Annotated in this window: 20 protein-coding genes; 5 read left to right on the top strand and 15 right to left on the bottom strand. The window is 63.8% G+C overall.

Annotated features, from left to right (window positions below; translation table 11 throughout):
- Nucleotides 1–100 precede the first annotated feature (100 nt).
- Nucleotides 101–1,765 (top strand): AarF/ABC1/UbiB kinase family protein, encoded by a 1,665-nt coding sequence (locus tag V9F06_08565; protein ID MEI2617668.1) that lies wholly within the window; start codon nt 101–103, stop codon nt 1,763–1,765.
- Nucleotides 1,766–1,770: 5 nt separating this feature from the next.
- On the opposite strand, the gene V9F06_08560 is transcribed toward V9F06_08565, so the two are convergent.
- From V9F06_08560 to V9F06_08525, 8 genes are all read right to left on the bottom strand, one after another.
- Nucleotides 1,771–3,738, bottom strand: coding sequence for a S9 family peptidase (locus tag V9F06_08560; GenBank protein MEI2617667.1), 1,968 nt, complete (start codon nt 3,736–3,738; stop codon nt 1,771–1,773).
- A 23-nt stretch (nt 3,739–3,761) separates the two neighbouring features.
- Complete coding sequence (locus V9F06_08555) at nt 3,762–4,166, bottom strand: hypothetical protein (GenBank protein MEI2617666.1); 405 nt, start codon at nt 4,164–4,166, stop codon at nt 3,762–3,764.
- Entirely contained in the window at nt 4,163–4,630 is a 468-nt protein-coding gene (locus tag V9F06_08550; protein MEI2617665.1) for a hypothetical protein, read from the bottom strand. Before V9F06_08550 ends, V9F06_08555 begins: the two co-directional genes overlap by 4 nt.
- On the bottom strand, nt 4,627–5,877 hold the full coding sequence (gene glp / locus V9F06_08545; GenBank protein MEI2617664.1) for a gephyrin-like molybdotransferase Glp: 1,251 nt from the start codon (nt 5,875–5,877) through the stop codon (nt 4,627–4,629). The genes V9F06_08550 and glp overlap by 4 nt, the downstream gene beginning before the upstream one ends.
- 160 nt (nt 5,878–6,037) lie before the next feature.
- A complete protein-coding gene (gene fdhD, locus V9F06_08540; protein MEI2617663.1) occupies nt 6,038–6,907 on the bottom strand; it encodes a formate dehydrogenase accessory sulfurtransferase FdhD in 870 nt (289 codons plus the stop codon).
- Nucleotides 6,891–7,877, bottom strand: coding sequence for a 2Fe-2S iron-sulfur cluster-binding protein (locus V9F06_08535; GenBank protein ID MEI2617662.1), 987 nt, complete (start codon nt 7,875–7,877; stop codon nt 6,891–6,893). The genes fdhD and V9F06_08535 overlap by 17 nt, the downstream gene beginning before the upstream one ends.
- Nucleotides 7,874–9,760, bottom strand: a complete 1,887-nt coding sequence (locus tag V9F06_08530) for an NAD(P)H-dependent oxidoreductase subunit E (protein ID MEI2617661.1) — start codon at nt 9,758–9,760, stop codon at nt 7,874–7,876. Before V9F06_08530 ends, V9F06_08535 begins: the two co-directional genes overlap by 4 nt.
- Nucleotides 9,761–11,710, bottom strand: a complete 1,950-nt coding sequence (locus V9F06_08525) for a molybdopterin-dependent oxidoreductase (protein MEI2617660.1) — start codon at nt 11,708–11,710, stop codon at nt 9,761–9,763. It abuts the gene before it with no gap.
- Between the two features lie 358 nt (nt 11,711–12,068).
- Here V9F06_08525 and V9F06_08520 point away from each other — a divergent pair, with 358 nt between their 5' ends.
- From V9F06_08520 to dnaK, 4 genes are all read left to right on the top strand, one after another.
- Nucleotides 12,069–14,285: a bifunctional (p)ppGpp synthetase/guanosine-3',5'-bis(diphosphate) 3'-pyrophosphohydrolase gene (locus tag V9F06_08520; GenBank protein ID MEI2617659.1), complete on the top strand. Its 2,217-nt coding sequence runs from the start codon at nt 12,069–12,071 to the stop codon at nt 14,283–14,285.
- Nucleotides 14,286–14,402: 117 nt separating this feature from the next.
- Nucleotides 14,403–15,443 carry a heat-inducible transcriptional repressor HrcA gene (gene hrcA / locus V9F06_08515; protein ID MEI2617658.1) on the top strand — a complete coding sequence of 347 codons (1,041 nt, stop codon included), beginning with the start codon at nt 14,403–14,405 and terminating at the stop codon, nt 15,441–15,443.
- A gap of 22 nt (nt 15,444–15,465) precedes the next feature.
- The gene (locus tag V9F06_08510; protein ID MEI2617657.1) at nt 15,466–16,008 is read left to right on the top strand and encodes a nucleotide exchange factor GrpE; all 543 of its coding nucleotides are present in this window, start codon (nt 15,466–15,468) and stop codon (nt 16,006–16,008) included.
- A gap of 55 nt (nt 16,009–16,063) precedes the next feature.
- A complete protein-coding gene (gene dnaK, locus V9F06_08505) occupies nt 16,064–17,977 on the top strand; it encodes a molecular chaperone DnaK (protein MEI2617656.1) in 1,914 nt (637 codons plus the stop codon).
- Between the two features lie 87 nt (nt 17,978–18,064).
- Here the strand turns inward: dnaK and V9F06_08500 are convergent, their stop codons facing one another.
- The 7 genes from V9F06_08500 to V9F06_08470 all read right to left on the bottom strand — a co-directional run bounded on the left by V9F06_08500 (nt 18,065) and on the right by V9F06_08470 (nt 22,377).
- The gene (locus tag V9F06_08500) at nt 18,065–19,102 is read right to left on the bottom strand and encodes a hypothetical protein (GenBank protein MEI2617655.1); all 1,038 of its coding nucleotides are present in this window, start codon (nt 19,100–19,102) and stop codon (nt 18,065–18,067) included.
- Nucleotides 19,099–19,443 carry a hypothetical protein gene (locus tag V9F06_08495; GenBank protein ID MEI2617654.1) on the bottom strand — a complete coding sequence of 115 codons (345 nt, stop codon included), beginning with the start codon at nt 19,441–19,443 and terminating at the stop codon, nt 19,099–19,101. The genes V9F06_08500 and V9F06_08495 overlap by 4 nt, the downstream gene beginning before the upstream one ends.
- Nucleotides 19,444–19,467: 24 nt before the next feature.
- A complete protein-coding gene (gene dtd, locus V9F06_08490) occupies nt 19,468–19,920 on the bottom strand; it encodes a D-aminoacyl-tRNA deacylase (protein ID MEI2617653.1) in 453 nt (150 codons plus the stop codon).
- Nucleotides 19,917–20,399: a 2-C-methyl-D-erythritol 2,4-cyclodiphosphate synthase gene (ispF, locus tag V9F06_08485; protein MEI2617652.1), complete on the bottom strand. Its 483-nt coding sequence runs from the start codon at nt 20,397–20,399 to the stop codon at nt 19,917–19,919. The genes dtd and ispF overlap by 4 nt, the downstream gene beginning before the upstream one ends.
- Nucleotides 20,396–21,109, bottom strand: coding sequence for a 2-C-methyl-D-erythritol 4-phosphate cytidylyltransferase (gene ispD / locus V9F06_08480; protein ID MEI2617651.1), 714 nt, complete (start codon nt 21,107–21,109; stop codon nt 20,396–20,398). Before ispD ends, ispF begins: the two co-directional genes overlap by 4 nt.
- Before the next feature lie 111 nt (nt 21,110–21,220).
- A complete protein-coding gene (locus tag V9F06_08475; protein MEI2617650.1) occupies nt 21,221–22,081 on the bottom strand; it encodes a PHP domain-containing protein in 861 nt (286 codons plus the stop codon).
- 11 nt (nt 22,082–22,092) lie between these two features.
- Nucleotides 22,093–22,377, bottom strand: a complete 285-nt coding sequence (locus V9F06_08470; protein MEI2617649.1) for a stage V sporulation protein S — start codon at nt 22,375–22,377, stop codon at nt 22,093–22,095.
- Between the last annotated feature and the right edge of the window lie 423 nt (nt 22,378–22,800).

Below are 22,800 nucleotides of genomic sequence, written 5' to 3'. Positions count from 1 at the left end.
AGCGCCGGGTCCCGACATATTCCGCTGGAACAGCCTGTACGCGGACAACGTAAGATGACGGCGGCAGGGTGGCCCAGCCAACCCCACGAAAGGTCGCGCGATGAGCGTCAGTATGCTCCGCTATCACCACCGATACCGCGAGATTGCCGGGGTTGTGTCACATCACGGGCTCTGGTGGCTCATCCAGCAATTCGGGTTAGATCGCGTGCCCGTCCTCGGCCGGATTGGCTTTCGGCGCGGGCGTGAGAACGGGGTGTCACAGGCACAACACCTGCGACTCGCGCTCGAGGAGCTGGGGCCCACGTTCATCAAGCTCGGCCAGATCCTGTCGATGCGCGACGATCTTCTGCCGCCGGAATACATCGAAGAGCTGATTCTGTTGCGCGAGAACGCTCCTCCGGTCGATGCAGATGCCATTGTCGCTGTCATCACGGAGGAGCTGGAGCTGGAGATCGAGCAACTTTACGAGACGTTTGACCGTGTCCCATTGGCGTCAGCGTCGATCGGCCAGGTTCACGCTGCGACGCTCTCCGGCGGCCGGCAGGTTGTCGTCAAGGTTCAGAAGCCCGGCGTGCCGGAACAGATCAACGAGGACCTGCAGGTTTTTCAACAGCTCGCGGCGTTTGCGCAACGCCACTCCCCTCTGGCCGAGCAGTACGACCTGGTCGATCTGGCCGAGGAGTTCAGCTGGACATTGCGCAACGAGCTCGACTATCTCCGCGAGGGTCGCAACGCCGATACGTTCCGCGCGGATTTCGCCAACAGTCGCGACGTCATCATTCCCGAGGTGCTCTGGGATCTCACGACAACGCGCGTGTTGACGATGGAGCGGATCGACGGCCTGCGGATCAACGACCTTGCTGCGCTGGACGCGGCCGGCATCGATCGTAAGGAGCTGGCGGGTCGTGCGTCCCGGATCATCCTCGACGAGGTGTTTGTATACCGCTTTTTCCATGCTGATCCGCATCCCGGCAACTTCGCGGTCCAGCCGGACGGGCGTATTGCCGCCTATGACTTCGGCATGGTCGGCCGCCTCAGCGCTCGAGTCTCGCGGCAGTTGATGTCGCTGCTGTGGGCGGCGACGCGAGAAGATCCAGAGCGCATCATCGACGCGGCAATCGGTCTCGACATCATCCATGGGCGATTCGACCGGCCCGCGCTGACTCGTGACATCGAGCGACTGATCGGCCGATACGCGCGTATGTCGGTCGGTGAGATCGACATCGAAGTTGTCTTCCGTGACATCACCGGGCTGATTCGCGAGCATCGGTTGCGACTTCCCGGCGATCTGGCGCTACTGATGAAGACGCTCGGGATGCATGAGGCGACCGCCAAGCGGCTCGATCCCGACTTCACTCCCGTCAAGGTCGCTGCGCCATACGCCCGGCGGGCGGTCTTCGGACGGTATCAGCCGGCCGAGCTCGGGACTCGGCTGTTGTCGGGCGCCGAAGATGCATTCGAGCTCCTGCTGGAGGCGCCACGACGGCTCGACCGATTGATCAATATTCTGGAGAGTGGGAACTTCGAGACAGCGATCCGCGTCATCGACGCGGAGAAGTACACACGCGACTTGCAGGCGCTCGTCAACCGGCTGGTCGTTGCCTGGCTTATCGGAACCAGCCTGATCAGCCTGAGCGTGCTGCTGGCGATCTATCGGCCAAGCAGTGTCGAGGCTTGGCTTGGCCCGCTGTTCTGGATCGGCGCTGCGGTGACAGTCGCGGCCGGCGGCATCCTCTTTCTGATATTGATGCGCCGCCGGCGCTGACCGGCTTAGACGTAGCGGTCAAACCAGTCGAGGATCGCATTGAGCCGTTCGATCCGATGCTTCGGCTGACCGGTGCGCGACATGCCGTGGCTCTCGTCGGGGTAGAGCATCATCTCAACGGTCTTGCCGCGTCGCTTGAGCGCGATGAAGAGCTGCTGAGCCTGCCCGATCGGGCAGCGCATGTCTTGCTCCTGATGCTCGATCAACAGCGGCGTCTCGATCCGATCGACGTATGTGATCGGGGATAGCTCCCAATAGATATCGGGATCATCCCATGGGTCGCCGCCAATTGTCTGCTCGGACGCCGCGAAGTAAATGTCGTCGGTGCCGAAGGTGGAGTACATATCCGACAGGCAGCGCTGAGTGACGGCTGCCTTGAACCTGTCTGTATGGCCGATGACCCAGTTGGTCATGAAGCCGCCGTAGGACCCGCCGAGAACGCCCAATCGCTCGGGATCCACGTATCCCTGCCCGATCGCCCAGTCGACGGCCGCCAGCAGATCCGGCAGGTCGTGCTTGCCCCACCCACGATACAACGCGCCGGCGAATTCATCGCCGTAGCCGGCCGAACCTCGTGGGTTCGTGTAGAGGACGACATAGCCGCGCGCCGCCAACACCTGGAATTCATGCATCAGCGACTCACCGTACATGCCGAACGGTCCGCCGTGGATTTCCAGCAGCAGCGGGTACTTCGTGGCAGGGTCGAAGCCCGGCGGCTTCAACACCCAGCCGTGGACCTGGACCCCGCCGGCGCTCGCGACGCGGAATGGCTCCGGATCCGGGAGCTCCACCTGCTCGCGCCACTCGTCGTTGAGGTTGGTGATTTGGCGCAAGCCTCCATCCGCGTCGCGAATCCAGATATCCCCGACCGTTGTCGCTGTCGTGATCGTGATCGCGAGATCACCGCCCGGCAGGGGCGATGCGCCGCTGACCCGGTGGCGTCCGTCAGTCAGGAGCGTTACCCCGCCGTCTGGCGCCGCGATTCGGGCGAGTTGGACGGTTCCTTCGTCGCTGCATGGCGTCAGCAGCGATCGACCACCCGCTTCCCAACGAGGCGGAGCCTCAGGGAAGGCAGCCATGTCGCCGATTGCCTGGTCAGCCAGCCCTCGATCGAGGCTCGCGCTCATGGACTCCGGCGCGCCGCCGCCCGCCGGGACGATGAACAACTCCGTCCGTGGCGCATCACTCCCCAGGTTGCGCGTCCCCAGACAGGCGATGGTGGCGCCATCCGGCGACCACGACGGACGCCGAAAGCTGCCCGTCCCATCGGTGACCTTGCGCACCGAGCGCCCGGCTGGCCGGATCGTATGAATGTCGCGAGTACTCGAGAGTTCCCAGCCGTCGTCCTGATTGCTGCTGAATGCGATCTCATGGCCGGTCGGCGACCACGCGGGGTGCTGGTGCTCGAATGCGCCGTCGGTGAGCTGCCGCGCCTTTCCGCCCGGAACATTAACCAGGAAGATCTGGCGGTAGTGGTCGTCGAGGAAGCCCTCGCCATCGAACCGGAAGCGAATCGTCGTAATGACCCTGACATCCGTATCCGGTCGCTCTGGGCCGATTCGCACCTTCGAAACGAGCGCGATCTGCGTGCCGGATGGCGACCAGGCGAATTCCTCGACCGGCCGGGCGAGCGTTGTCAGGCGTTCTGGCTCGCCGCCCGTCGTCGGGATCGTCCAGATCTGCCCCTTGCCCTTCTCGTCCGCGTTGCGGTCGGAGACGAAGGCGATGGTGGCGCTGTCCGGTGACCAGCGTGGCGATCCATCGCGATGCTGGCCCGATGTGAGTCGCCAGGACTCTTTCCCATCGACGGCCGCGAGCCAGATCGCCGAATAGTAGCGATTCTCCTTCTGGTCCGTCCGCGTTACGGTGAAGGCGATGAGCGTTCCATCCGGCGATGCCTGAGGCTCGCTCACTGTCTGAATCCGAAAAAGATCCTCTGGCGTTACCGATCGCGCCGCCACGTCACTTGCCATCGTATTGGTCTCCATCCCCGCTGTTATATCTCGCTCCGGCCGATCAATCCTTCGATCATCCAGGCGACGACCATGCCGGATAGGCCAAATAGCAACGTCATGAGCAGCGCAAGCAGGCCGAAGTTCGTTGCTCGGTCGATCAGCGTAACCCGAACCCCGGGGATCGCAAACCCCGGTGAGGCGATCGCCATGCCGAAAAGCGTCGATCCAAGCACTGCGGCCGCAATCAGCGCGAACGCGCTTCGCGCCAGATCACCGATCGCGAGAGTCAGCAGTGTGCCAACCAGGACAAGACCAGGGAGCAGCCAGATATCGCTGATGTGGACAGGCATCAGGTCGCGCAGGTCCGTCGTCGTGCTGGCGACGATCCCGGCGTTGGCCACGCTGGCCAGCAGCGTCGCGATGATGAGGCGAATGTACGATCTCATTCCGGCAAGTACCGCACGACAAACGGAACCCAGACCGGGTCGAGCTGTGGCTTCAGCTGAACCTGAACGCGGCCGGAGACTCTCCAGTCGATTGGTTGATTGGCGGTGCGGACATAATTCTTGTCATTGAGCGCGAGCTCGATCGGAACGGTCATCGACTCTCCACTTCGAAGAACGGTCTTCGGCCTGGCCTCGCCCCCGCCGATGTCGTGGACCCCAATCTGCACCCGTAATTCAATCGCGAGGACAGTCATCTGCTCCCCGCTCGGGTTGTTGATGACAAACTCTGTCTGGACCGGATCATCCGGGCTGGTGAAATGAAACTGACTCAGCGACAGCTCGAGCCGATCGTAGGCATCATATGCGGCAACGAAGTGGCTGGAAGCCACCAGGATATTCACCCCGGCGAGGATCGCCAGTATCGCGAGCAGGATGAGCGCGAGGTTGCGTCCGCCTAGCCTCATGCGTCCTCTGTCAATGGGCGTGGCGGGTCGACCAGAATCGCTTCCAGCCGGCTTCCGGCAGGATGCGGAGAGTCGCCGGGCGGCACCACGAGGAACGCATTCGACCCGATGAACGACATCAGCCGCGCCGACATCTGCGATCCCGTATTGCGAGCGACGAGCGTGCCATCTGGCGACACGCTCACGATCGCCCGCTGGTACTCGATTCGGTCGGATGGCGCGACATCCCGGTCGATGGTCACCGACACGGTCGCGTCGCGATCGGGCGGCGCGGATTGCAGCGCTCGGAGAGCTGGCCGGACGAACATATGAAAACCGACGAGGCATGAAACCGGGTTGCCGGGCAGGCCGAATAGAAGTACCTCGCGTGGCCCGCGAGACACGGTCGCGAAGGTGAGCGGCTTGCCGGGCTTCATGAATAGCCGCCGGAAATGCACCGTCGCCATCTCGTCGAGGATCAGCTTGACGAGGTCCTTGTCGCCCATCGAGACGCCGCCGCTGGTCAGCACAACGTCTGCGTCGGCGATGGCGTGCTCGATCGCGGCGCGCAGCACCGCTTCGTCGTCGGCAAGACGCGCGGTCTGGATCACGTCCGCGCCAGCCCGCCGCGCGGCAAGCGCCAGTGAGAATCGGTTTGAATCGCGGATCTGACCTGGCCCTGGCAGTTCGCCCGGATCAACCAGCTCGTTGCCGGTCGACAGGACAGCCACCCGCGGAGCGCGCCCGACACGAACGCCGGCGTGTCCGAGGGACGCGAGCAACCCCAGCTCGGCCGGCCCGATCCGGGCGCCAGCGGGAATGAGCATCTCGCCGGCACGCAGGTCGGCGCCGATTGGCCGGATGTTTTCACCGATCCGGACCGACGACTGCTGGATTTCCACCCGACCGTCGATGCTCGCGGTCCGTTCGACCGGCACCACTGCGTCGGCTCCATCCGGCACTGGCGCGCCGGTCATGATCTTCGCCGCGCTTCCTGGCGTGACTGTGACTGTCGCCGCGTCACCCGCGAAGCCAGATCCGAGGATGAGCCGTGACGACGCGGGATCGTCATGGATGACGGCGTAGCCGTCCATCGTCGCGGCCGGGAACGTCGGAAGGCTTATATCTGCGACGAGTGCCTCGGCCAGGATGCGGTCACCGGCCGCGACGAGTGTCACGATCTCCGGGGTGAGCGGGACAGCATGTGCCATCACAATCGCCCGCGCCTCGTCGGGGTGCAGCATTCGCTCGGTTGTCGATCCTGGCATGACGCCATCTTTCTGAAGCTCCGCGAGTCGACCCGCGGAATGATAGCCGTTCTTCGTCATTCGCGACGGATTGCCTGCACGAGTCAGCGGTTACCAGCGATTATTGTCACACCCATGACGATTGCCAGGGCGAGGAGAGCCCGTTGTTGCGGCATGCGCGTCATTCGGGCTCGAAACCCAGCCGCTCGGCCCCGGTGTAGATATTGAAGCCGTCGTCGCGGACGAAGCCGCAAAGGGTGATGTTGAATCGCTCTGCCAGCGAGACCGCCAGGCTGGATGGCGCGCCCACCGCTGCGACGATCGAGATCCGTGCCATCAGCGCCTTCTGGAGTAGCTCAAAGCTGGCCCGACCACTCAGCAGCATGATCTGCGTATCCAGCGGGGCTCTGCCCAGGATCACCTGCCGGCCAATCAGCTTGTCGAGTGCGTTGTGCCGGCCGACATCCTCTCGGAGGTCGATCAACGTGCCGTCTGTGTCAAACAGCCCGGCGGCGTGCAACCCTCCGGTGGTGCGGAAGACCGGTTGAGCGGCTCGGAGCCGGGCGGGCAGCTGGCGGATAATGGCCGGCGCAGCGAATGGACCAGATGCCACTGGCTGGCAGGCCTGCAGCTCCAGCGCCTCCAGCGAGGCTTTGCCGCAGACCCCGCAGCTGGAAGTCGTATAGAAGTTGCGCTCGACACGCGCGAGATCAATCGGTAGCTCTGGTCGGACGGTGACCGAGACAACGTTGAGATACTGTTCCTCACGCACGTCATCATCGAGGCAGTAGGAAATATCGAGAATATCCTCTCGCGCGCGAACGATCCCTTCGCCGAACAGGAAGCCGACCGCGAGCTCGAAGTCATCTCCGGGAGTCCGCATCGTGACTGCGATCGGCCGGCGGATCGATCCGCCGGCCGACTCCCGCACGAGCCGGATCTCCATTGGTTCCTCGACTGCGACGGCATCGTTGCCGGCGTCGTTGCCGCCATCGGAGACTCGGATTACGCGGATGGGCGCCTGCGCTGCCTGCTCAGTCGCCCGCGCCATCGGGCCTCGCCCCATCGCCCGGGGATGACTCCGCGCGGTTCTGGACGAATTCCCAGCCGAAGCGCCCCTTGATACACAGGTTTCCGAGTGTGATGTCATGGTCGGCCGGGGAGGTCACCTTGACGATGCGGTTGTCCTGTACGTGCAACGAGAGCGTGCAGCCGACGCCGCAGTACGGGCAGATCGTATCCGTGACGGTCTGCTCCTCCTCGTGCCAGGAGCCGTTCTGGCGCATCTCGTATTCGGTCGTGAACATCAATGCGCCGGTCGGGCAGACTTCGATGCAGTTGCCGCAGAAGACGCAGGCCGAATCACCCAACGGAAGGTCGAGCTCGGTGGAGATACGGGCCTCGAACCCCCGGCCGGCGGTTGCGATCGCGAACGTGTTCTGGTGATCGACGCCGCACGCCTCAACACAGCGATAGCACAGGATGCAGCGCGAGTAGTCGCGGATATAGAGCGCGTTGTCGATCTTGGCAGGCTGGTCGACCGTCGCGGCGTAGCCTTCAGGCGCATCCTCGTGGTGGCCGGCCTGTGCCGAGTCGCGGGGGCCAAGCGTCTCCGGCGGCGCAGCTGGTCCGAAACGTTCGGGCTCGGCTGAATACGTCTCAAAGTAGCCCTGGACCTCGTTGCTCGCGTAGCCCATATCAACCGACGAGCCGAGTAGCTCCATGACCAGCTTGCGGCTATGGCGGACGCGCTCGCTGTCGGTGTGGACGACCATGCCCGGCTCGACCGGCCGGGAACAGGCCGGGACGAGAACCCGTGAGCCCTCGACCTCGACAACGCAGACGCGGCAGACGTTTACCGGCGTCAGCGTTTCTCCGTAGCACAGCGTTGGCGTGTCGATCGCGACCCGCTTTGCTGCGTCAAGGATGGTCGTCCCCTCTGGGACAGTCACCTCGTGACCATCGATCTGCAGCGTAACCGTGCGACGCAGTAGTTGGGCGCGTGTGATCAGTGTTGTCATGGGGTTCGTCCGTTCTGGAAGACCGGGAGCTTCTCAATCGCCGACTGGACCGCGTTTGCCGCAGCCTGGCCCAGCCCGCAAATCGACGCGTCGCGCATCACGGTCGCGAGGTCCGTAAGGCGCTGGTGCTCGTCTGCCGCGGATCCGATTGTTGCTCTAGCGGCCAGGCGTTGGAGCGCCTCTTGCTGGCGCACGGTGCCGACTCGACACGGCACGCATTGCCCACAGGACTCGTCTCTGAAGAATGCCGCGATGCGCATCACCGTGTCCGCGAGGTCAACTGTGTCATCGAAGAGCATGACGACGCCTGAGCCGAGTGACGCGCCGATCTCGCGAGTCCCCTCGAAGGACAGCGGGACATCGATCTCGTCCGGTGTCAGGAAGGTTCCAGCTGCGCCGCCGAACAGGATGGCGGTCAGTGTCCCACCGTCCTTGACTCCGCCGGCCGCCTCGATCACCTGTCGTAGGGTGACGCCAAAGGGGAACTCATAGACACCCGGTCGTTCTACCCTTCCAGCGAGACAGAACAACCGTGTGCCCGTTGATCCAGCCGTGCCGATCGCGGCGTAGGCCGGCCCGCCGAAGCGGACGATATCGGGGATATTGACGAACGTCTCGACGTTGTTGACCAGCGTTGGCTTTCGGAACAGGCCGGCCTGGGTTGGGAACGGTGGCTTGTTGCGTGGCTCGGCGCGTAGACCTTCGATCGAGTTGAAGAGCGCCGTTTCTTCGCCCGCGATATAAGCGCCGGATCCACGACGAATCGTGATGTCGAACGAGAAGCCTGAACCCATGATGTCGTCGCCGAGCAGCCCGCGATGACGGGCGCTGTCAATCGCGTCCTGCAGCCGTCGCGCAGCAAGCGGGTATTCGCTGCGGATGTAGATGAATCCATGGTCGCAGTTGGTGGCGTAGCCGCCGATCGTCATTGCCTCGATAACGGCGAACGGATCTTCCTCCATCAGGATGCGATCCTTGAACGTGCCGGGCTCAGACTCGTCGGCATTGCAAATCAGATAGTGCGGGCGACCAGGCGCGCGGGCGACGTCGTTCCACTTCCGGCCGGTCGGGAAGGCAGCGCCCCCGCGGCCCATCAGCCGCGATTCGGTCACCTCCCGAATGACCCCTTCCTGGCCGATCGCGAAGGCCACCCGCAGACCCTCATACCCGCCACTGGCGCGGTAGGCGTCGATACTCGTCGGATCCACTCGTCCGACTCGGCGCAGAAGTCGCAGTCCGTGTTCCTCAGGGTCGGCTGCTTGCGGCGCCGATGTCGCGCCGCCACTTCGGGGGACGATCTGTCCGGGCCCGTCCAGAATTCCGGCTAGCGTTGTCGGGATGTCGGCCGGCGCGATGACCACTTCGACTGGCGCCTCGCCTGCCTGCTGAAAGAGCACGGCCGGCGCCCGTTCGCATTGCCCGAGGCATGGACTTGTGTGCCAGGTGACAGCGCCGTTGAAGGCCGGCGCCCCGGCTGGCCCCAACCGCTGCTCAAGCGCAGCGCAGATTTCGAGCCCGCCTCGCATCCGGCAGGCGATATCGTCGCAGACGTGGGCCACGACCGGTGGTCGCGGCTCAATCGCCAGCAGCGCGTAGAAGCTGGCAACACCCCAGGCTTCGGCCGGCGCGACGCCCAGCCGCTGGCAGGCGTAGTTCAACCCGCCCGGGCTGATGTAGCCGACGCGGAGCTGGAGCGCCTGTAAGGCCGGCAACAGCAGGTGGCGCTGATCGCGCAACTCGTGGCCGCCGTGCCCGACGTGGCCCTCATAGGGCGAGCGCTCGTCTGCCCCGCCCCAGTGTGTCTCCGGTGATCCGAGCAGCTCGTCGATGATGCCGCGCTCGGCGTCGTCCGCGATTGCCCCCGGTATCAGATGGAGGTCCACTTAATCCTCCCCCACTGCTGCCGCGACCTCGACCGTCTTCGACGCGGCTTCGAGGCCGAGCTTCTCGATTCGGATCGCAGCCGCTTTAAATTCGGCGGTGCCGGATGCCGGGTCCACGGCATCGATCGTCAGAATGTTGGTTGCCGATTGATTCGAGAAATGGAACGACATGAACGCCAGACCCGGCCGCAGAGTCGGATCGAGATGGGCCGGCACTTCAATCGACCCCCGGCGTGATGTCACGAGGACGTTCTCGCTTTCGACAATCCCGATCCGGTCGGCATCGACCGGATGAATATCGATCGTCTCACCCTTGCGAAGTGGCGACGTATATCCGCCCGTCTGGACGCCGGTATTGAACCCATCGAGCCGCCGGCCAGTTGTCAGGCGGACCGGATACTCATCCGTCAGCTCGTCGACAGGCGGTGTGTGATCGACTGCATGGAACGCCGCGCGCGGCCCTTCGACAGGGTCGTGCCAGAGGCGCTCGTGAAGATATCTGCTCCCGGGATGATCCTCGGTCGGGCAAGGCCACTGCAGCCCGTCAAGCTCCTCAAGACGAGCGTAGCTCATCCCGCGGTGCCATTCCGATAGCTCACGCAGCTCGTTCCAGACGTCTTCCGACGATCCATAGTGCCAGTCATACCCGAGTCGACGGGCCAGATCCATGATGATGGCGCCATCCTCACGGGCGCCCTCGGGCGGCTCGAGCGCTTTGCGGACGCGCTGGACGCGTCGTTCGGAGCTCGTGACAGTCCCCTCCGACTCGCACCATGACGCGCTGGCCGGCAGGACGACGCTCGCCAGCTCAGCGGTTTTCGTCAGAAACATGTCCTGGACGACGACATGGTCGAGCCCTTTGAGCAGCCGGATCGTTCGGTGCTGATCGGCCTCGGACTGGGCGGGATTCTCGCCAACGATGTAGAGCGTTGTCAGCGCGCCACGTTCCATTGCGTCGAACATCTCCGAAAGGTGCCAGCCGCGCTTCGCCGGGATCGGATGGCCGTATGTGCGCTCGAACGGCTCGCGCTCGGCGAGAATCTCAACGTCGTAACCGCCCGGCAGCTTGTTGGGAATCGCGCCCATATCGCCGCCACCCTGGACATTGTTCTGTCCGCGGAGTGGCACCAGCCCCGATCCATAGCGGCCCACGTGGCCGGTCAGCAACGCGAGGTTGACCAGCGCGAAGACGTTATCGACAGCGTTGTGGTGCTCGGTGATGCCGAGCGTCCAGCAGAGCTGGGCTCGGTCAGCGCGCGCATAGGCGTGGGCAAGGTCGCGGATTGCAGCGGCCGGCACCCCGGTGATGCGCTCGGCATAGTCCAACGTGTATGGCTCTACCCCGGCGCGATACTCCTCGAAGCCGGTCGTCGCGCGCTGGATGAATGCCGGGTTGTGCAGACCGGCGGCGATGATCTCGCGTCCGACTGCATTCGCGAGAGCGACATCCGAGCCGACATCCAGACCAAGCCAGGTATCGGCCCATTGCGCGGAGGTCGTCCTGCGTGGGTCGACGACGTACAGTCGTGCGCCATTGCGGACGCCCTTCAGCAGGTGGTGGAAGTAGATCGGGTGCGTCTCCCGCGCGTTCGATCCCCAGAGGATAACGAGGTCGGTGTTCTCAACCTCCTGATACGAGCTAGTCCCGCCACCGGCGCCAAATACTGCCGTCAGACCGACGACACTTGGCGCGTGTCAAGTGCGGTTACAGGAGTCGACGTTGTTGGTGCCGATCGCCTGGCGAGCGAACTTCTGCGCGAGATAGTTGACCTCGTTGGTCGCCTTCGAGCAGGAGAACATCCCGAACGCATCCGGACCACGCTGCTCGATGGCTGCACGGAACCCGGCTGCGGCACGGTCGAGCGCCTCATCCCAGCTAGCGGGCCGTAACGCTCCCGCCTCGCGGACGAGGGGTTGCGTCAGGCGCGTGTACCGCATCTGCTTCGCCATATCCTTCTCCTTCCCGCTACGCACGACACCTCGTTGACCTGTTTGAATGGTCGCGATGCCATGGGCTTCGGGGGACGCACATGTAAACCCAGAGACGGTGACTCGCGCGGACGCGAGCCCTTCGGTTCAGGATAGCGCCGCGTGCCAGAAACGGCAACGCACCCTCCTGGCCGGCGAGGCGATGTTCTGGCTTGCGGTCGTCTGTTTGGCGTGGGAACACTCCATCAGACACGGTCGCGAGACGCCGCGATCAGCTTGCGGAATCTGGCACAATTAGATCGCGCAACGACTGTATCCAGACGACCAGTCGGGACTTTGCCGAACGGCGCCGGGACGACTCGAATCGACGGCGGTGACTATGGCTATTCCAGCTTCACAGGACCTGCAGCAGGACGTTCAGCCCAACCTTGACTCGTTGCTGGAGATCATCCGGCGAGACAACACCGGGATGGACACCTCGCTCGTTGAGCGCGCCTACCATTTCGCCGAGTCGGCCCACAACGGAGTTGCTCGCAAGTCTGGCGAGCCGTACATCGTCCATCCGCTGGCCGTCGCGATGATCCTTGCCGAGATGCAGCTCGACCCGGAGACACTGGCGGCGGCGCTCATGCACGATGTCGTTGAGGACACCGACTATCAGATCGGCGATATCGAGCGGGAATTCGGGCCGCGGGTCGCAGCGCTGGTCGAAGGAGTCACCAAGCTAAGCCAGATACCATGGTCCGGCGAGAGCGATGATGACCGAGCCACTCGTGAGTCCGCGCGCCAGGCAGAGAGCCTTCGCAAGATGTTCCTGGCGATGGCCGACGATGTCCGTGTCGTGCTGATCAAGCTGGCCGACCGCCTGCATAACATGCGCACGCTCGATCATCTCAAGCCTGCCTCACAGCAGCGAATCGCCCAGCAGACGATGGAGATCTACGCCCCGCTGGCCAACCGACTCGGTATCTGGCAGATCAAATCGGAGCTGGAAGATCTCTCGTTTCGCTATCTCGACCCGCAGGCGTACTTCGGTGTTGTCCGCGCCCTCGAGCGACGTGGGACGGACGGCGAGGCATATATCGAGCGGGTGCGAACCGAATTGACCAAGGCGCTGGACGCGTCCGGCATCGGGGCCGAGATCACTGGTCGCGAGAAGCATGTCTATTCGATCTATCGGAAGATGAAGCGCAAGGACGCGCGCTTCGATGAGATCTACGACGTGCTGGCCCTTCGCATCATTGTCTCCGAGAAGCAGGACTGCTACGGCGCGCTTGGCGTGATTCATTTGTTGTGGCGGCCGATCCCGGGTGAGTTTGACGATTACATCGCTACTCCGAAAGAGAGCATGTACCAGTCGATCCACACAGCGGTTCTCGGCCCCGAGGGACATTCGATCGAGATTCAGATCCGCACGGCCGAGATGCACCGCATCGCCGAGTACGGAATCGCCGCGCACTGGCGCTACAAAGAGGGCCGTAAGGTCGACGCCAATCTCGAGGCGAAGATCAGCTGGTTGCGTCAACTGATGGACTGGCGCGACGAGGTCGTCGACGCGCAGGAGTTCGTCGAGTCGCTGAAGTCCGATGTCTTCCGCGAGATGATCTACGTATTCACACCTCGCGGCGATATTGTCGAATTGCCGGCCGGCGCCACGCCGATCGACTTTGCCTATCGCATTCACACCGAGGTTGGCCATCAGTGCGTTGGCTCAAAGGTCAACGAGCAGCTCGTGCCGCTCGATTACAAGCTGCAAAATGGCCAGGTCATCCGGGTCATGACAAGCAAGACAAAAGTCGGCCCGAGCCGGGACTGGCTGATGCCCTCCAACGGTTACGTGAAGACGGCCGGCGCGCGAGAGAAGATCCGCCAGTGGTTCCGGCGCCAGGAGCGCGACGAGAACATCGTCCAGGGCCGTGACATTCTCGAGCGAGAGCTGCGGCGGCTCGGCATCGAAGCGAAGCTCGACGACATCGCCCGGCAATTTCACTCCTACCAGCGACTGGATGACTTCCTCGCGGCGGTCGGCTACGGAGGCATCACCCCGCAGCAGATAGCCACCCGCCTGGTTGAATCCCGCGAGCCCGAGGTGCTCACCCCGCCGCCCAGCCACATCCCGACGCAGCAACCATTGAATCTGCAGGTCATGGGGGTTGGCGATCTTTATACGCGGCTCGCAAACTGCTGCAAACCGGTCTATGGCGATGAGATCGTCGGCTATGTCACCCGTGGTCGTGGCATCACCGTGCATCGCGCCGATTGCAGCAACATGAGGAACGTGGACGAGGACGGCCGAAAGGTCCCGGTCTCCTGGGGCGAACAGGCCGCGCGGTCCTACCCGGTCGCAATCCGGATAGAAGCCTGGGATCGTGTCGCGCTCTTGCGCGATATCACCAGCCTCGTCGCCGATGAGCGCGTCAATCTGCTGAGCGTCCTCACCAAAGTCCATGAGGATCGAACCGTCACGGTGCTCATGACGATCGATGTGGCCGGCGTGAAGCAGTTGAGCCATATCCTTCAGCGCGTCGAGGGCATTCGCGGTGTCTTTGATGTTCGTCGCGAGCTCACCGATTCAGCCGGCAGCGCCCCCCGCTAGCGTGACGATCGCGCTCCCAGCCTGGCCACCGGCAACCTTGACACTGGTCGTATCAACTGCTATCCTTTTCAGTCGTTAGCACTCGCCCACGGAGAGTGCTAAGTCTGTGAGAGAAGCATGTCGTCCGAGCACGAGCTGACGCTCCGCCAACGCGAGATTCTGCGATTGATCGTCAAGGAATACGTCCAGGGCAGCCGCGCAGTCGGGTCGCATACCCTGATCGAGCGCTACCCGCTGCGTATCTCGTCGGCGACAGTCCGCAACGAGATGGTCTCGCTGGAGCGCATGGGCTATATCCACCAGCTGCACACCTCGGCCGGCCGAGTGCCGACCGATCGTGGCTACCGCTTCTACGTCAAGAACTATGCTGTTGAGTCGGCGCTGCCGCCGAACGACCAGATCATGATCCGCCACCAGTTCCGGCAGGTCGAGACGCAACTGGAGAGTTGGCTACAGCTCGCGGCGAGCGTCCTTTCCGGCTTTGCCCAGAACGTGTCGCTGGTCACCTCGCCGAAGCCGAGCATGTCGCGCCTGCGTCACTTCGAGCTGCTGTCGCTCAACGACAGGTCAGTGCTGCTGATCCTTGTCACCCAGGAGAGTACCGTCCGCCAGGGAGTGCTACATCTCAACGACGAAGTCGGCCAGCAAAACCTCTCCGCGTGCGCCGATCGTCTGAACCTGCTGCTGATGAACCTGACTGCCGAGGAGGCACGCAGCAGGAGTGGTGGTCTCTCCGGGCTGGACCGCGTGGTTTGTGAGCATGTGGTCTCGACCCTGGCTTCGACCCAGGCCAGCGCTACTGAGCTGCATTACCACGGCGTGGAACACGCGTTGCAACAGCCTGAATTCTCCGGGTCAGACGCGGCCCAGGGGTTGTTCGATCTGCTGCGTGGCGGCGCGCTGCTTTCGGAGCTGCTGCCGCAGGTGACCTACGGCGACGATATTCAGGTCTTCATCGGCGAGGAAAACCGCTCGGAAGAACTCTGGCCATTCGGCGTTGTGGTCGCTACCTATGGCGTCGACCAGGAGGTCACCGGCCTGCTCGGTATTCTCGGGCCACGCCGGATGCCATATGAACGGTCGATTTCATCGGTGCGCTACATGGCACAGCTGATGAGCGACCTGATGCGCGATCTCTATACGGCACAAGATGCGTAACTATCGGACTTGGAGGAACAGTGTGGTAGAGGACGTCCAACCTTCACCCGGAGTGTCCGGGGAGCCCGGCCCGGCGCCGGATGACTTGTCGGAGCTGGACCAGCTCCGGATCGACGCCGCGCAACTGCTTGATACCCTTCAGCGCTCGCGCGCTGAGTTCGCGAATTACCGACGGCGGATCGAGCAGGAGCGCGAGCTCTCTCGTCAGCGCGCGGCCGAGGATATCGTCCGCAAGCTGCTACCGATCGCCGACGACTTCGAGCGGGCGCTGAAGTCGGTGCCGGAGGTGATTGCAGCAGATCCCTGGTTCGAGGGCATCCAGCTCGTCGAGCGAAAGCTCTGGAATCTGCTGGGCGGTGAGGGCGTCGAGCCGATGGAGAGCATTGGTCACCCGTTCGACCCCGCCCGGCACGACGCAATCATGGTCGATGAAGGCGCCGAACAGGCGGACACCGTCGTCGAGGAATTTCAGCGCGGCTATCTGGTTCGAGACTCGGTGCTTCGGCCGGCCATGGTGAAGGTCGGCGCGAACCCGAACAACACGGGCAACAGCCCAGAGGCATAGCAGAGCCGGGACGGCAGCGGGCCGCACCGGAGTCATTCTGAGGAGGACAAGTCATATGGCACGAACTATCGGGATTGACCTGGGAACGACGAACTCCGTCGTCGCGGTGATCGAGGGCGGCGAGCCGACAGTCATCACAAACGCCGAGGGCGAGCGCCTGACGCCGTCCGTTGTTGCGATGTCGTTGAACGGCGAACGGCTGGTCGGCCGATTTGCCAAGCGCCAGGCGGTCACCAACCCGAAGAACACGATCTTCTCGGTCAAGCGCTTCATCGGTCGGCGCTTCGACGAACCGGAAGTCCAGCGCGATCTGAAGCTCGTCCCGTATGACGTGCGCCAGGGCGGCAGTAACAGCCTTGAGATCAAGATGGGCGACCGCTGGTATCGGCCGGCCGAGATCTCCGCGATGGTTCTGCAGAAGCTGAAGGCGGACGCTGAGGCCTATCTCGGCGAGAAGGTCGACAAAGCGGTCATCACTGTCCCGGCCTATTTCGACGACAGCCAGCGACAGGCGACCAAGGACGCCGGCCAGATCGCCGGCCTCGAGGTTCTGCGCATCATCAACGAGCCGACTGCCTCGGCGCTGGCCTATGGCCTCGATAGAAAAGGCGACGAGAAGATCGCCGTCTACGACCTCGGCGGCGGCACTTACGACATCTCGATCCTCGACCTCTCCGAGGGCGTCTTCCAGGTCCTCGCGACCAACGGTGATACCCACCTTGGGGGTGACGACTTCGACCAGCGCGTCATCGACTGGCTCGCGGACGAGTTCAAGAAGCAGGAAGGCATCGATCTGCGCAGCGACCGGATGGCGCTGCAACGGCTCAAGGAGGCCGCAGAAAAGGCGAAGATCGAGTTGTCTTCGACCCAGCAGACCGACATCAACCTGCCGTTCATCACCGCCGACGCCAGTGGCCCGAAGCACCTCAACGTCACACTGACGCGTTCGCGGCTGGAGCAGCTGGTCGACGATCTGATCAAGCGCACTGTCGGGCCGATGGATGCCGCCCTCAAGGACGCTGGGCTGAGCAAGAGCGATGTCGACGAGATCCTGCTCGTCGGTGGCCAGATCCGCATGCCGGCTATTCAGAAGGCGGTAACGGACTTCTTTGGCAAGGAGCCGCACAAGGGCATCAACCCGGATGAGGTTGTCGCGGTTGGCGCGGCAATTCAGGCTGGCGTCCTCGGCGGTGAGGTGAAAGACATCCTGCTGCTGGATGTCACTCCGCTGACACTGTCGATCGAGACGCTCGGCGGGGTGTCCACCGCGCTGATCGAGCGCAACACGACGATTCCGACTCGCAAGGGCCAGATCTTCACGACCGCCTCGGACAGCCAGGGCCAGGTCGAGATCCACGTCACCCAGGGGGAACGGCCGATGGCGGCCGACAACAAGACGCTGGCTCGCTTCATCCTGGACGGCATTCCTCCCGCGCCGCGGGGAATCCCCAAGATCGAGGTGACCTTCGATATCGACGCCAACGGGATCCTGAACGTCTCGGCCAAGGATCAGGCAACTGGTCGGGAGCAGAAGGTGACGATCACCGCGTCGAGCGGCCTGAACAAGGACGAGATCGACCGGATGGTCAAGGAGGCCGAGTCGCACGCGACGGAGGATCGAACCCGGCGCGAGGCGATCGAGTTCCGCAACCAGGCCGAGGCGATGGTCTACCAGGCCGAGCGGACACTCTCGGACTACGGCGACAAAGTTTCCAGCGACGTCAAGCTCGACCTCGAGCAGAAGGTCGCCACAGTCCGCGATATCCTGGCCAACGACCCCGAGAACATCGATCGGCTGCGGTCAGCCTACGATGAAATGAACGAGACACTCTCGAAGGCTGGCGCGTCGATGTACGAGCAGGCGGAGGCCGCTGGCCACGAGGCCGGCCCGGATGGCGCCTCCGAGGAACCGCAGGCCAAGAACGAGGACGAGACGACCGTCGAGGGCGAATTCCGCGAGGTCGGCTGATCCCCGCTACCATTAATCGCTGACGAAAGCGGCCCGTTCTCCAACCGGAGAACGGGCCGCTCGTGTCTGGCCACCAGACGATGCTGTTCAGAGTTCTGCGGCTTCCGCGAGCCAGGACACATGCAGGTCTGGATTCGCCGCCGGTATACGCTCCGGGTCACGGGCATCCACAAGCAGGCCGGCCTTGCCAAGCGCCGTCGTGTCGACCTCATAGATTCGCTGACCGTTGATCGTCGCGCCAGGTTGTCCGGCAATCGTGATGGTTCCGCCCTGCCGCGACTTCGGCGCGATTCGTCGAACGCCACCCCACGACAGGCTGAACCTGGCCCGCACCGTCGCGGCGTAGGTGACTGCCCCCCTGATAGCGAGCGTCCCGGACTCCCCAGCGCCACGCACTGTCAGCACGCGCCCGTATGGGAGTAGCAGATCGTGCTGGACGACGGAAACAAGCGCCTCGTCTGCGAGCAATCCGGCGACAGGCGCCAGTCCGTCAGCGTCGATGACGATATCCATCTGCTCGCTGGCTGGAACAACGCTGTCAGCCAGCGTCAGCAACACGAGGCTGGGTTCCATGGTCAAGAATGGCTCACCGGCGATGAGCAGGCCGACGCCCCCACCGGTTGCCCTCCACACGAGGCGGATCTCTTCGATCTGAGCCGCGAGCGCAGCGGACGGATCGCCGGGCCTTGGCGCTGAAACCGGTTTCGTATGGATTTCTGGCCGGCCCGATGGGGTCGCGCGAACGACGACGACTTGTCCATCTGCGAGCCGCGATTCGAGATACCCGACTGGCTCGTCACGTATCTGAGCGGCTGCCGCGCAGGACTGCTCGATGATCGACAGGCGATCGGAGACGGCTAGCGACCGATTGGTCAGATCGTCGGGGTTCGTAGAGACGAAGAGTGGATCCCTCTGGATATCCGCGACGGCGAGACCTGTCTGGATGGCCAGCTGCTCCGACAGAAGCTCAACCGTCGCGGAGAGTGATGGGTGTCGCTCGCATCGTGCAGACGTGATGAATCGAGCCTGCCCCTCGACGCGCGCCAGGAGAACACCGCGGAGTGCGTCGTCGGCGATATCGATGACCAGCGCTAATCCTCGCGCCGAAAGATCGCCGACTGTCACGCGAGAAGCTGCCAACCGACGAGTAGCATCACGATGATCAACACTGCCGCGAGCGCGATTCCCGGCAACAGTCGCCGGGATCGGGGCATGACATTGGCCGGCCCGCTCGGCGGCAACGGCGAATCCTCAGATGCGGGTTCGCGCACGACCCAGGCCGGCGAGACTCGCGGGACGGCGATATCGGGCGGCTGACGGTCGCGGGCGAGGTCGAGCTCGTCCTCATCCTCCGGCATATCGAGCCAGTCCGGCAGGTTGATGTCGCCAGCGGCGCCTGGCTTCTCACGAAGCCACTCAGGAAGATCGTCGGCCCCAGCATCGGGTTGTTCATCGTCGCGCGTCATCGGTTGTTGCCCCCGGTCTTCCTGTTAGCGAGGGAGGTTGGTGGTGTCGATCCAGATCGTCACTGGCCCGTCGTTGACGAGCCCGATCTGCATCTCAGCTCCGAAAACACCGGTGGAAACCGCCAGCCCGAATGCCCGACACTCGGCGGCGACGAGATCGACCAACGGCGAGGCAATATCGGGCGGCGCAGCGGTGACAAACGACGGACGACGCCCTTTGCGAACATCGCCATAGAGGGTGAACTGAGAGACAACGAGGATCTCCAGCCCCAGATCGAGCGCTGAAAGATTCATCTTGCCGGCCTCATCGGCAAAGATCCGCAGGTTGGCGATCTTCGCGGCCAGTTGTCGTCCTTCCGCCGCAGTATCCCCGGTGTGGACGCCGAGCAGGACCAACAGCCCGTGGCCGATTTCCGCAACTCGCTCGTCGCCGACATTGACCGACGCCCGTCGCACTCGCTGGACGACCGCTCTCATGTCCCTGTCCGCTCCTCCAGCAGCGCGACGGCCAGCGCGGCGAGCCCTTCGCCGCGGCCAATCGCCCCCAGTTGTTCGTTCGTCGTTGCCTTGATGTTGACACGCTCGGCCGGCAATCCCGTGAGCGTTGCTAGTCGTATGCGCATGTCGGCGCGGCGGGGCGCCACCTTGGGGCGCTCGCCGATGATCGTCAGGTCGATATTCACCAACGTGAAGCGCGATCGAACGATGTCGATCGCCAGTTCCAGCAGCCGGCCGCTATCGGCGTCGCGCCACGCCTCAACACCCGGCGGGAAGTGGTCCCCGATGTCGCCCATGCCGGCCGCGCCGAGAATCGCGTCGGTCACGGCGTGCAGCGCTGCGTCGGCGTCGGAATGACCTTCGAGCCCCTCCTCGTCGAGGAACTCCACTCCGCAGAGCACCATGCGCCGGCCGGCGGCATAGCGATGAATATCGTAGCCGATACCGACGCGAATCATTCAGCCTCCTCTCCGGCAGCCATGATCGCTCGCGCGATGACGAGGTCGATTGGCCAGGTGATTTTCAGGTTGCGTGTGTCCCCGGCCACCAGCGCGACAGGATATCCAGCCTGCTGCAACATGCCCCCTTCGTCGGTTGACTGGCCGGTGTGACTGAGCGCGTTCGCGAGCCAGTCGCGCCGCGCAGCCTGGGGTGTCTGCGCGGCCGCCAGCGAGTCTCGATCGACAACCCCGCCAGAGACACCCCTGTCCGCTCTCCGGTGCAGGGTGTCGCTGACCGGGATGACCGGGATCGCAGCGCCGGTCTGGCGAGCGGCGGCGATGACCCGGTCGATCAGTGTAGCGTCCAGCAAGGGACGGGCAGCATCGTGGACGAGGATGATGCCGGCGTCAGGCAGGCGCGCCAGTCCGGATCGCGCGGAGTCCGCCCGGGTCGCGCCGCCAGCGCAGGTCACAACACCTGTCAGTCCTGCGCTATCGAGCAGCATTCTCCCGCGGTCGTGGGTGTGTACGCCGAGAACCACGACCACCTGTTCAATTGTCCGGTGCCGAGCCAGGCGCTCCACTGACCAGAGTAGAAGCGGCCGGCCCGCCAGATCGAGAAAGATCTTCTCACTGTCACCGAAGCGTGTGCCCGAGCCGGCCGCAACGACAATCGCGGCAACTGGCCCGGCAGGCAGCGTCGATTCGTTGTCGATTCCCTCATGCACAGCGAAGCTGATCCATTCTGGAGGCGATTGTCGTCGTGGCGGGCAGATCGCCGGTCGGAGATGACCGAGCTAACGAGTATGCGCGGCAGTCTAGCAGAGTCGAAGAACGCCTCAACTCAGCCCGTGCCGCGTGCGAGCGGCGAGTGCCGCGAGCAACGCCTGCGTCACACGATCGGGGATGTCTACCTCGCCGAGGTCGCGCCCGTGCTTGAGCTGGTCGCCGTGGTAGTCACTCCCGCCGCTGAGGAGCAGCCTGTGCGCCCGCCCGATCGCGGCGAGCCGCTTGCATTGGGATGGAGTGTACTCACCATAATATGCCTCGAGGCCGGCCAGCCCCGCGGCGATGAGATCGTCCAGATTGCCTGGGAAGAGGGGCGACGTCAGCGGGTGGGCGTGGAAGGCCAGCCCGCCCGCGGCGACGATGAGGCGGACTGCTTCGGCTGGTGTCAGCCGTTGCGAGGGAACATAGCCTGGTCTGCCATTGCCGATGAAGCGCGCGAATGCTTCCGGGACAGACGTAACATAGCCAGCGTCAACCATTGCGCGCGCGACATGTGGGCGGCCAATCGATCCGCCGGGCGTGTTTGGCTGGATCGCATCCCGGTTCAGGGTGATGCCGATAGACCGCAGCTGCGCCACCATCCGGTCGATGCGAGACTCGCGCGCCTGTCGTAAGGTCGCCAGTGTCGTCTGGAGCGTGGCGTCGGCCGGGTCGATACCGTACCCGAGGATATGGATCTCGCCGTGCTCGACATCGGTCGATAGCTCGATCCCCGGGATCAGCCTGATGCCCAGGTCGGCAGCGGCCGCCATCGCCGGAGCCAGCCCGAGCGTCGTGTCGTGATCGGTCAACGCCAGAATAGTGAGCCCCCGCCGGGAGGCCTGGTAAACCAGATCGGCGGGGGCGAGAGTTCCGTCGGATGCCGTCGAATGAGTGTGAAAATCCGCCCGGCGAGGACGCGGGCTTGTCACCGGAACGCGCCCTATCGCGGCTCAACGATCAGTCGGATGGCCGTGCGGTCCTCATTGTCGATCGTGACGTCGATGAAGGCGGGGAGGCAGATCGCCTCGATGCCGGTTTCCTGGAGGTAGTCACGCGCGATCGCAACCGCCTTGACTGCCTGATTCGTGGCCCCGGCGCCGATGGCTTGCACCTCGGCTCGCCCGGACTCGCGTACGACGCCCGCGATTGCGCCAGCGACGGCGCTGGGCCGGGAACGCGCGGATACCTTCAGGACTTCGCCGTTGCGCTGCTCAACCTTGACGATCGTCTGGGTTGTCGCCGCGCCGGCATTCTCGGCGTCGTCCCAACTCGCGTGATTATCGCTGTAGTCAGCTTCTGCGAGGGAGTCGCCATCCGGCGGGAACTTCGCTTCCGGGTCGATCTTGATATCGCGCAGGTCCAACTTGCTGAAGAACCGATCCATGAAAATCCTCCATCAGGACGGCGATGCCGTTCTGTGCCAGTAACGTTGTTCTGAAGCGTGCATTGCAGCATGAGCGCTTGTGCGTGTTTGTTCGTTTACTCCAGTCCTCTACCTCCGTCGCTGATGTGGCTTGGGCGGGAGACTGAATCTTTCGGAAGCTGTCTGTCGTGACGGATGTGCCAAGGCGAGCCCGAAGCCGCTGGCTATATCGACCAGCGTGACCTCGCGACGCTCGCTGCCGTCTCGGACAGCATTGGATTCGTC

The sequence above is a fragment of the Thermomicrobiales bacterium genome (genome assembly GCA_037045155.1).
In the GTDB taxonomy this organism is placed as follows: Bacteria; Chloroflexota; Chloroflexia; order Thermomicrobiales; family CFX8; genus JAMLIA01.
This window is presented reverse-complemented; position numbering and strand designations above follow the sequence as displayed.

What these genes read in the sequence shown, in the direction of transcription:
- V9F06_08565 (MEI2617668.1), top strand. Translation starts at nt 101, where the DNA reads ATGAGCGTCAGTATGCTCCGCTATCACCACCGATACCGCGAGATTGCC.
- V9F06_08560 (MEI2617667.1), bottom strand. Translation starts at nt 3,738, where the DNA reads ATGGCAAGTGACGTGGCGGCGCGATCGGTAACGCCAGAGGATCTTTTT.
- V9F06_08555 (MEI2617666.1), bottom strand. Translation starts at nt 4,166, where the DNA reads ATGAGATCGTACATTCGCCTCATCATCGCGACGCTGCTGGCCAGCGTG.
- V9F06_08550 (MEI2617665.1), bottom strand. Translation starts at nt 4,630, where the DNA reads ATGAGGCTAGGCGGACGCAACCTCGCGCTCATCCTGCTCGCGATACTG.
- glp (MEI2617664.1), bottom strand. Translation starts at nt 5,877, where the DNA reads ATGCCAGGATCGACAACCGAGCGAATGCTGCACCCCGACGAGGCGCGG.
- fdhD (MEI2617663.1), bottom strand. Translation starts at nt 6,907, where the DNA reads ATGGCGCGGGCGACTGAGCAGGCAGCGCAGGCGCCCATCCGCGTAATC.
- V9F06_08535 (MEI2617662.1), bottom strand. Translation starts at nt 7,877, where the DNA reads ATGACAACACTGATCACACGCGCCCAACTACTGCGTCGCACGGTTACG.
- V9F06_08520 (MEI2617659.1), top strand. Translation starts at nt 12,069, where the DNA reads ATGGCTATTCCAGCTTCACAGGACCTGCAGCAGGACGTTCAGCCCAAC.
- hrcA (MEI2617658.1), top strand. Translation starts at nt 14,403, where the DNA reads ATGTCGTCCGAGCACGAGCTGACGCTCCGCCAACGCGAGATTCTGCGA.
- dnaK (MEI2617656.1), top strand. Translation starts at nt 16,064, where the DNA reads ATGGCACGAACTATCGGGATTGACCTGGGAACGACGAACTCCGTCGTC.
- V9F06_08495 (MEI2617654.1), bottom strand. Translation starts at nt 19,443, where the DNA reads ATGACGCGCGACGATGAACAACCCGATGCTGGGGCCGACGATCTTCCT.
- dtd (MEI2617653.1), bottom strand. Translation starts at nt 19,920, where the DNA reads ATGAGAGCGGTCGTCCAGCGAGTGCGACGGGCGTCGGTCAATGTCGGC.
- ispF (MEI2617652.1), bottom strand. Translation starts at nt 20,399, where the DNA reads ATGATTCGCGTCGGTATCGGCTACGATATTCATCGCTATGCCGCCGGC.